Origin of the sequence: Methylobacterium sp. E-016 (genome assembly GCF_022829745.1) — a bacterium.
Classification (GTDB): Bacteria; Pseudomonadota; Alphaproteobacteria; order Rhizobiales; family Beijerinckiaceae; genus Methylobacterium.
This window is the reverse complement of sequence record NZ_JAKSYF010000057.1, coordinates 1-8224: the sequence shown is the minus strand read 5'-3', so window position 1 is coordinate 8224 and position 8224 is coordinate 1. Positions and strand designations below refer to the sequence as shown.

The 8224-nt window shown below is 59.5% G+C and carries 8 protein-coding genes; 2 read left to right on the top strand and 6 right to left on the bottom strand.

The genetic code is table 11. From position 1 onward, the window contains the following. Positions 1 to 59: 59 nt before the first annotated feature. From MKK68_RS04535 to MKK68_RS04515, 5 genes are all read right to left on the bottom strand, one after another. Positions 60 to 359 (bottom strand): hypothetical protein, encoded by a 300-nt coding sequence (locus tag MKK68_RS04535; protein ID WP_244028985.1) that lies wholly within the window; start codon positions 357 to 359, stop codon positions 60 to 62. 397 nt (positions 360 to 756) lie between these two features. Further along, complete coding sequence (locus MKK68_RS04530; RefSeq protein WP_244028983.1) at positions 757 to 1959, bottom strand: tyrosine-type recombinase/integrase; 1203 nt, start codon at positions 1957 to 1959, stop codon at positions 757 to 759. A gap of 325 nt (positions 1960 to 2284) precedes the next feature. Continuing rightward, positions 2285 to 2929 carry a hypothetical protein gene (locus MKK68_RS04525; RefSeq protein WP_244028981.1) on the bottom strand — a complete coding sequence of 215 codons (645 nt, stop codon included), beginning with the start codon at positions 2927 to 2929 and terminating at the stop codon, positions 2285 to 2287. Between the two features lie 775 nt (positions 2930 to 3704). Beyond that, entirely contained in the window at positions 3705 to 4106 is a 402-nt protein-coding gene (locus MKK68_RS04520) for a transposase (protein ID WP_244028979.1), read from the bottom strand. 96 nt (positions 4107 to 4202) lie between these two features. After that, positions 4203 to 4664 carry a hypothetical protein gene (locus MKK68_RS04515; protein ID WP_244028977.1) on the bottom strand — a complete coding sequence of 154 codons (462 nt, stop codon included), beginning with the start codon at positions 4662 to 4664 and terminating at the stop codon, positions 4203 to 4205. Positions 4665 to 4890: 226 nt separating this feature from the next. Here MKK68_RS04515 and MKK68_RS04510 point away from each other — a divergent pair, with 226 nt between their 5' ends. Together MKK68_RS04510 and MKK68_RS04505 are read left to right on the top strand one after the other, a co-directional pair. After that, positions 4891 to 5571 carry a MarR family winged helix-turn-helix transcriptional regulator gene (locus tag MKK68_RS04510; protein ID WP_244028976.1) on the top strand — a complete coding sequence of 227 codons (681 nt, stop codon included), beginning with the start codon at positions 4891 to 4893 and terminating at the stop codon, positions 5569 to 5571. 679 nt (positions 5572 to 6250) lie between these two features. After that, positions 6251 to 7735 carry a hypothetical protein gene (locus MKK68_RS04505; protein ID WP_244028974.1) on the top strand — a complete coding sequence of 495 codons (1485 nt, stop codon included), beginning with the start codon at positions 6251 to 6253 and terminating at the stop codon, positions 7733 to 7735. 8 nt (positions 7736 to 7743) lie between these two features. Here the strand turns inward: MKK68_RS04505 and MKK68_RS04500 are convergent, their stop codons facing one another. Then, positions 7744 to 8013, bottom strand: a complete 270-nt coding sequence (locus MKK68_RS04500; protein WP_244028972.1) for a hypothetical protein — start codon at positions 8011 to 8013, stop codon at positions 7744 to 7746. Positions 8014 to 8224: the final 211 nt, after the last annotated feature.

Here is an 8224-nt window from a genome sequence, read left to right as displayed (position 1 = left end):
GCCGGCCGAGCGGAGGGTGGATCGGGGCCGGACCGGGTGCCGCGGGGGCGTGTCGCGGGTCAGCGGTCCAGGGGCTGGCCGTCGCGGGGCGTGATGCCCTGCGAGCGCAGCTGTTGGTTCTGCTCGTTGATCTGGATCGGGTCCACGCGACGCTGCGGCGCGCCCGGCAGCGTGATCGACGGACCGGCGACCGATTGCGCGGCAGCGGAGGGCAGGCACAGCAGCTGGCAGATCGGCACGTTGTCGGCGGTCGAGGAGCATCGCGCGACGGCGGTTCCCTGGACACAGGCGCAGCTGCACAGGGCGAGCGCCGGGACGGGCGCGATCGTGATGGCAAGCGCGAGGATGACGGTTCGCATGTCGCTGGTCCTGGGTGGCGCCGCCGGAGCCTAGAGCATCATTTCGCCCGAGGCGCCATCATCCCCCATCCGCGCGGCCGCCGGGGATCGGAGCCCGAGGATCGCACGGACCGACGCGGCGCCGGCATCTCGTGGAGCGATCCGCGACGCCGGTCGCCGAGGCGCTTCCGAGGATCGAACGCCTGCTGGGTCCGACGACCCGCCCCGAGCCGTCGTGACGATTGGTGGGCGGTGAGGGACTCGAACCCCCGACCCTCTCCGTGTAAAGGAATGGACCTCCTCGGCCGCAGAGCGCAGTCCCCTTCACAAATCGCCATCTTAGGCCATGGATGCCCACTCAAAACCCCAGTTCTTGGGGAGTTTCTGGGGAGTTTCTGGGGAGATGTTCCCCAGGTGTTCACCGCCTCCTCGCAGACACCGCCTCGACGACGTCGCGCATGTGCTCGGGCGCATGGTGGCCGTAGACGTCGCGCACGATGCGCTCGGTGGTCCCGAGGGCGAGCGCCACCATCCCGAATGAGATGCCCTCGCGAACGGCCCATGTCGCGAAAGAGTGCCGCAGGATGTGCGGCGTAACCTCCTCGCCGAGCCCTGCGGCCAAGCGCGCCGTGTTCCAGGCCCGGCGGAGTCGATCGAGCGGCACCCCCTCGAACTCGATGACGTGCGAGACGCTCTGCCTCTTCCACCGGCGCATGTGCGCCTGGAGCCTATTCGAGAGGGGTACCGGCGTTCGCCGCTTCGAGCTCTCGCCCTCCCCTTGCCCGCGCCGATAGAGGATGCCGCTACGCAGGTCGACGTAGCCACCCTCGGTTGTCGGGAGCCACTTCAGCCGCAAGATCGCCTCATGCCGGGTGCCGGTATAAAGGCCGGTCAGGATAAAGCGGGCGACGTGCCGGCTCTTATCGAACTCGGCGCGCGCTTTCCCGTCGGGTCCAATCACCCGCGGCCGGCGCCAGACAGGCGTGCCGGATGGGTCGTTCGCCACATTGCGGAATCCGAGAGCCGCTAGGATCAAACGAGCCGCTTCCGATCGCGAGAGCCAGCGCTCGCGGCTCGGCTTCTTGTCGGGCATGGCGATAACGACCGGGTAAAGAAGCCGGTGCTCGGCGTGGGCGTAGCCGATTGCAGCCGACAACACGCCGAGCTCGCGAAGCGCCGTCTGCGAGCCAACCCGCGGCACTTCGTCGATCGTCGCGAACCTGTAGCCGGGACCCACCTTGTAGCGCGCCTGCGGCTGCGACGTGCGCCAGGTTGCATAGGTTCGGCACACATGCGGAGTTAGGTCAGCCACGGTCTTGCCGGCGAAAAACTGGCCGAGGTGCGGATTGGCCGACTTGATGACGTCCGGCCGCGCCGTGTGTGGCGCATGCTCGTCGGTGTAGACCTTCAGGACGTCGAGGACCGAGACGCGAGCGGGATCGCCCTTGCCGAAGTCGGGTTTGTATTTCCGCGCTAGGTGCTCTTGGAGCTTCTGCTCAGCTTGCGCGTGCTCTCCATAAGCGCAGCCAGTGCCAATGTCTGGCTGTCCGGTGTCGCGGATGAACCACCGGTCGTCCTTGCGCGCGTAGTAGAGGCGCGCTCCCTTGGCTGGACGAGGCATTTCCGAGCCATCCGTTTGATGTCGCCGAGCGTCGTTTGGATTCGCCCGAACAATTCGTAGGTGACCAGCCGATCACGCCCGGCCTCGCGCCGCAAGGATTTCGCTGACACGGACGAGACGATGCCGTGCGCCATAGCGATCTCGGCCGCGACGCTGAGTGGCATCATGGTCTCGTCGGTGACCTCGGATCGGTCGGGGATGCGATTCGCCTTACCCATAAGCAAGTTTTCACGGTGGCGCCGCATACACGGCTACAAGTTGGGATCAGGTCCGTGCGACGGGCATTTTGGACGAAGTCGGCCGCTGCACGCCGCGATGCTTTGTGTTAGAAATGGGATATTCGAGGAGATATTCGGCCCCCGACTGTTGCGGTACTGTCGTCGAAGAGAGTCGCATCGAGGCTGATGGGCGCTCCGCGATCGGCGTGCATCTTGTAGACGGCAGTAGCTGCCTTATTCGCAGCGCCTTTGATAGCCTTTGCGGTGGGTGCATATTTGCCATTCATGACAGCCGGTAGGGTTTCAGCTTCAGCACCCTCGCGGATGTGTTGAGGTAGGCTGCGTGGTATTGCCGAACAAACGAACTCGTCGTCGGCGACTTTGCCTTTCAAACTGCCGGGCCAAAGGTAGATCGTCTTGCAGCGTAGGTCGGGCAGCGGGTAGGCCGGAATAGCGCGCATGACATCCCCAACGGCGGCCACCTGCTCGACGGTCGTGTCGACGTAACGGTTGTCGTGCGTGTTCGACGAGCACAGGAACGCCTGTTGCGCCTTCCGATGAGCCTCCACCGCGCTTGCCAGATCCGACAAAATCGCGGCGAGCTTGCGGTACTTCCGCGCGCTGGTCTGCCCGGCGTCGCTGTTTGGCGCAGTGAGCAGCCTTGCATCCCAGCCGGCCTCAGCGGCGTTAAGCGCGGCGGCATCCTGCACAGAGGGTGCAGGCGTGCTATCAAGACAATTGCGCTGTTCCATGATGTGAGCTCCTCGTTTCGGCGTAATGCCCTCGCCGTCTTGGTTCCTAGAAGCCTTCAGGACGGCGAGAGCTGAATATCTACAGGGCTGAACGCCCTAAGAATTCTAGATCTACGCCTCCTGCAGCTCGCTCTCGGTGTCGCGGCATCACTTGCTGAGGCTCGTCCGGCTACGTTCGTATCTGCATGTCCTCGCCTTTGCCTCACGGCAACAATTCCGGATGAAGTATAGTCTTTGTATCAACTTTAAGACAAAATACACTCACAGACTTGATAGATTCAAGTTGTGGTTGGCCGAAGTTCAAGCTCTGACGCGATTATGCCGAACCGAGGACTGACCAATCCAGGCTTCTGGAACATGAGAATTTGCGGCATCTTGTTTCGACCAGACGGAGGACGAACGATCCTTTGGTAAAGGTTTCCAGTCCTGCTCGGCAAGCTGTCTACGTTTTCTAGCAACGTTCGGCTCGAACCGGCGGCGGCCAAACTGTGTCGACAACGTTCGCGCGGCATCGAGATCGGACGCACCTCCAGAAAGGACCTCCTTGAGCTTGTTCACCTCAGTACGGAGAATCCGCTGTCGCCGACCAGGACGAGATCGCGGCCAGACACCCAGCGACGGGCTTGGCGGCCGAGCTGGCGTCCGACGTCAAGCAAGGACTTGTACCGCCGGCCCCGCCCGCGGCAGGCGCGTTCGGACGGCACTAATGTGGTGAGGAACGGCAGGGCCCAGACCCGTCCGGCCCACGGATCGGAGCGAGCAGCATCAGGATCATTCAGCACAGCCCGCCTGCCTTGACGAAGTGACTGTCGGACGAGCGGAATGCATCGCGGTAGATACCTTTGGCTGCGATCCGCTTGCCGCGATGGCGTTCGATCGTGTCCCGGAGTGCTAGGATGACCGGACCGTGCGGTGCGAAGGCTGAGATGAGCATCCGAAGCAGGATGCGGGCTGCTGAGCGGGGAGACCATGCAGCGCGGCTGAGCACCCGGTGGGTGTTCACGAACCGTCGTTCCTGTGCACGACCTAGGATGCACAGGACGCTCGTCACCGTACGGCGCCCCAGCGTTAGGATCGCGCAGATCAGCAGAAGCTGAGCATGGCGCCACGAACGATGGACGAACAGTAGCGCGAACGCCAGGATGATCCCGGCGAAGCGGGCAGGCAGGGGTGGCATGGCGGTGTCTCTTGCAGGAAACAGCACCAGCCTACTCGTCAAACTCGCTTCGTCAGATCAGCCCACTCGACAGGCCGCAAATCGCTCAATTCGATCTTAGGCAGGGCTATAACTGAAAGTTTCGGTCGTTATCTGCACCGAAGGAAGCATGACGGACATAAGTCCCAACACCATCTTCGGTAAAGACGACTCCAAGTCCATGAAAGTCGTGGACATATTCCTTCTCCGTGTCAACAAACCATACATTGTACCGTGATGCTTCATAATTAGGTGCGCGAATGCCGCAGCGTGTCCTAAATCCTCCGCCAAAAAGCTTTCAATAGCATTATCATACAGAACCCATTCGTAGATATTTTGAACGCCTTGATGGTTGAGGCTATCCAGAATTTCACTAGGCATGTCTTCTAGACACTGGGTTACGTGATCGATTATCCGGGACATACAGTCCTGCATGTCGCTATGATAATCCAATTGCACAATATTTTCCAAAACGGTTCCATCGAGATCCTCGACGGAAATCCCGAACAATCCACCATTCTTCATAGCTTTTGCATCCATTGCAGTGTTAGCATTGCAAGAACATAACAAGCAGATGACTATACACAACGCAGCTTCAGAAGCGCTATGTTGTGTAGCGTTTAGGAAACTGTTTTAGCTGCTGCTGGTTTATGTTCATGACCCGTCGTACGCCAACGGGCGAAGGGCTGTCAACCAGAAACTCGCGTGCGTGCCATCGATGAGGTGACATGAATGTCATATTCGAACCGGCCTGAATGCGCGTTCCATGCTTGAGCCGGTTGCGCTAGAAAGCGGCACAGTGGAGAGGCGCATGAGCATAAATTTGTCTGAAGCAGAAGCGGGCGAAACATTTACGAAAGTATTCAGGCTATTAGAAAAAATTCAGTCATCAGGTATGAGCACTACGGCGTGGCAGATATTGATTATAGCTGGTATTCAAACCATGGATGTCCAGCGGCCCCGTGCTATCACGGCAACTGATTTATCTCATTCTTTAGGGCTGACAGTGTCGGCAGTTGCACGACTGCTTGCGAAGATGTCTGACCCAAAGGATCTGAATCTTCTTGAAAGCACGAAGAATGTGCCGGGAAGCAGGGCAGAGGGGTTTGTTTTAACAAATAAAGGAAGAAAGCTTGTCGAGGACATGCTTGCGATATTTGTTGTAGAAAATCGTTGGCTTCCTCCAACGCACGGTTCTAATGTATTCAGTGAAAAGTTTGCTCTAGCGAAAAATCTCCCTCCAAAACTGACAAAATCAAGCTGGGAAGAAGAAAGTCTTACCCTTGTTGTTTCGCCCATAGAACACTTTCTATCCACCGAAATTCAAGGATGGATTGATGAATTCGTCAAAAACGATATCAAATCATTCAGGCACACAAAGGATGGTGTCGAATTGAAATTTAATACCATCGAGAGCGCTGTCTATTTTGTGCTTAGGTGGTGTTGATGTTTTTCCGTTTCGTTTCGATCCAGATGTATATTTAAACATTGTCCATTGCATGTTTGGGGCGCCTGCGGCGGATGATTGGACTTCGTGTGGTCATCGAGACGACATCTGTTTTCAGGTACGTACGACTTGACAGCAATCGATGGCGTCGATGTGCGATCTGAGGTCTGTCATAGATCCATGACGAAGGAGCTCGCTTCGCTCTTCCTGTATCGAAAACTAGCCGCGAGGTTGTCGACGCGATGAGCCGGAGCGAAGCGAGGGCTTGTCGTGTTGCAAACCGAAGCGGCTCGTGGATTCGGCTTGCTGCGCTGATGCGCGGCGAGCGGGAGCCGCTCGATCATCCTCTCAGCGATCGATTTGATGTGATCGCGCTATCAGCTGATTCATGACAGGACGTCTTCCTTCGCGATGATGTCCGTCATGCGGGTCGCGTGGCGGTTCGCCATACGGCGCACCACCCCACGAGCCGTGCTGGACGTCTTTCGCTCTTGCGCGTCTCGCCCCGCGTTGCGTGTCGATCCGCACAAGACCTCGTTCCGCCTCAGCGCGGCATTGCGTTGCTTTTTATATCGACTTCGTCTTCTCGATGAGTGTAAAAATTAATTCTGTCCATCTTTGCTTATATAAACATGCAACGGACGCATTTTATTTGATAGATTTCAGTGAGAGTATTTGAATGAACCCATTTCTTGTTCACATCATCAGCGGAGTTCCTGGATCGCGCAAATCGCTAAGCCAACTCGACGCGATCGCTGCACGTCCTCGTGATGTCGTCTGGGCAAGCGCGCGTCAGCAGCTTATCGAAGAGCACGCGGCATACTGCCGAGAGGTATCGTCACGGCGGGCCATCTCGCTCGCGGTCGAGGTGATCCATTCCGGGCAGTCGGTCCGCGGAACGGTCAAGCGTCGCGTCGAGACAGCGTTGCGAACGGGAAGCTCTAACCTGCCGCGCGTGGTGATGATCACACACGAGGCTTTGATGGCGCTCGATCCTGCCGATCTCGCTGGTTGGGAGGTGGTGATCGATGAAGTCCCGGACGGCTGCGTCGCCTCGGGAAGCGTCTCGGCACAGGCGAGCTGGATCGCCCTGGATCAGCGCTACAGCCTTGAACCTGTGGGCATCGGTGGCTGGCATCAGGTGCGTCCACGCGGGGGCGTTGAGCCACTGCAGCGCAGCGCCATCGCTCAGGATGCTGCCAAGGATCTGGCAGCCCTGCACAAGTGCGTGCTCACGCCAGGACGCGCCGTCTACGTCGATCTGGCTGCCTGGCAGGACGCACAGTCCCTCGGGCGCAAGATCGCGTGGTGGTCGGTGTGGACGCCGCTGTTGCTCGCTGGCACCGCTGGTGTCACCGTCATCGGGGCAGGGTTTTTCCGGAGCACGGCGTATCTCGTCGCAACAGCGCTTCATCCGGATGCCATCCGTTTCGATCGGATCGAGCCGGCTCATCCGATCCTGCGCAAACCGCAAACGTTCCGGATCCACTACTTCACCCGACATCGTGGATCGACGACGTGGTGGGCCACAGAGGAGGGAAGCCGGTGCTTGGTTCAGGTTTCGCGGTATTTTGAAAACAATGGGTTTGCTGGGTTCTTCTCGTGCAACGCTGACATCCTTCCGTACTTCCGCCATCGCTTTAAAGCTGAGTTCTGCACGCCCAAGCAGGCTGGAACAAATACGCTCATCAAGCATACCTCTTGCGCCTACATCTACTCGAACAAGGCGCAGGAGTCGGACAAAGCAATCTTGGAGATGTTTGATCTGGATGCGTCGCAGATCCTCCAGGCACGCGAGTGCGAGGATATCATCCAGTTTGTGATGCGCGGCGCGCCGCGCAATCCAAACTACGAAGGCCCCTACGACGTCTACCTCTACAGCCAGGATCAGGCTGAGATGCTGATGCGCTACCTGACCGAGCACGGCATCGCCGCGGCGGTCGAACTCGTCCCGGTTCTGGAGGCCGGGATCATGGACGTGCGGAGCCCGGTGTCCGATCGCCAGCAGGACGGTGCGGTCGATCCGCTCGGGCACCAGGAGCGCATCGATCAGCGTCGGCGGACCGACGCCCTACGCCAGAAGCGCAGACGCGCTGTAAAGGTCGCGCAGAAGAAGGCGGACGGCACCCATCGGCAGGTCGGCCGTCCGCGGAAGGCAGGATGATCACCCGATCAGGCTGCCTCGCGAGTTTCGAGCGCCTCTTCCAACTCATTGAGTTCCAGCGCCGCAAAATCGAAGGCATTCCATCGGAACACGCCGAGCAGGCTCGACAGCTCCCGGGTCCGCTCGGTGCAGATGCTGCCGGGTGATACCGCACCAAGGGCGTGCAAACGCCCCAGGATCGCCCGCAGGGCCTGCGGGGTGGGCGACCGGTTCTTGACGCCCTTGATCTCTCGAACCATCCACTGCCCGCGGCTCAAGGGGACGAGTTCGATCGCCATGAGTGTCCGCGTGCCATCCTCTGCCCGATGCTCTGCCCGATAGATGTAGGACAGTCCGAGCAGGACCTCACCGATCCTCTGGAGCCCCAGCTATGGCAACGACCCTGCACACTTCGAACCCACAGACCGGCCCCGTTACCCGCGCCATCGCGGCGATGCGCAACGACGAGCCCGTCCCGCCCCGCCGCGGCCTCCTGCGTGGCCTGCTCTC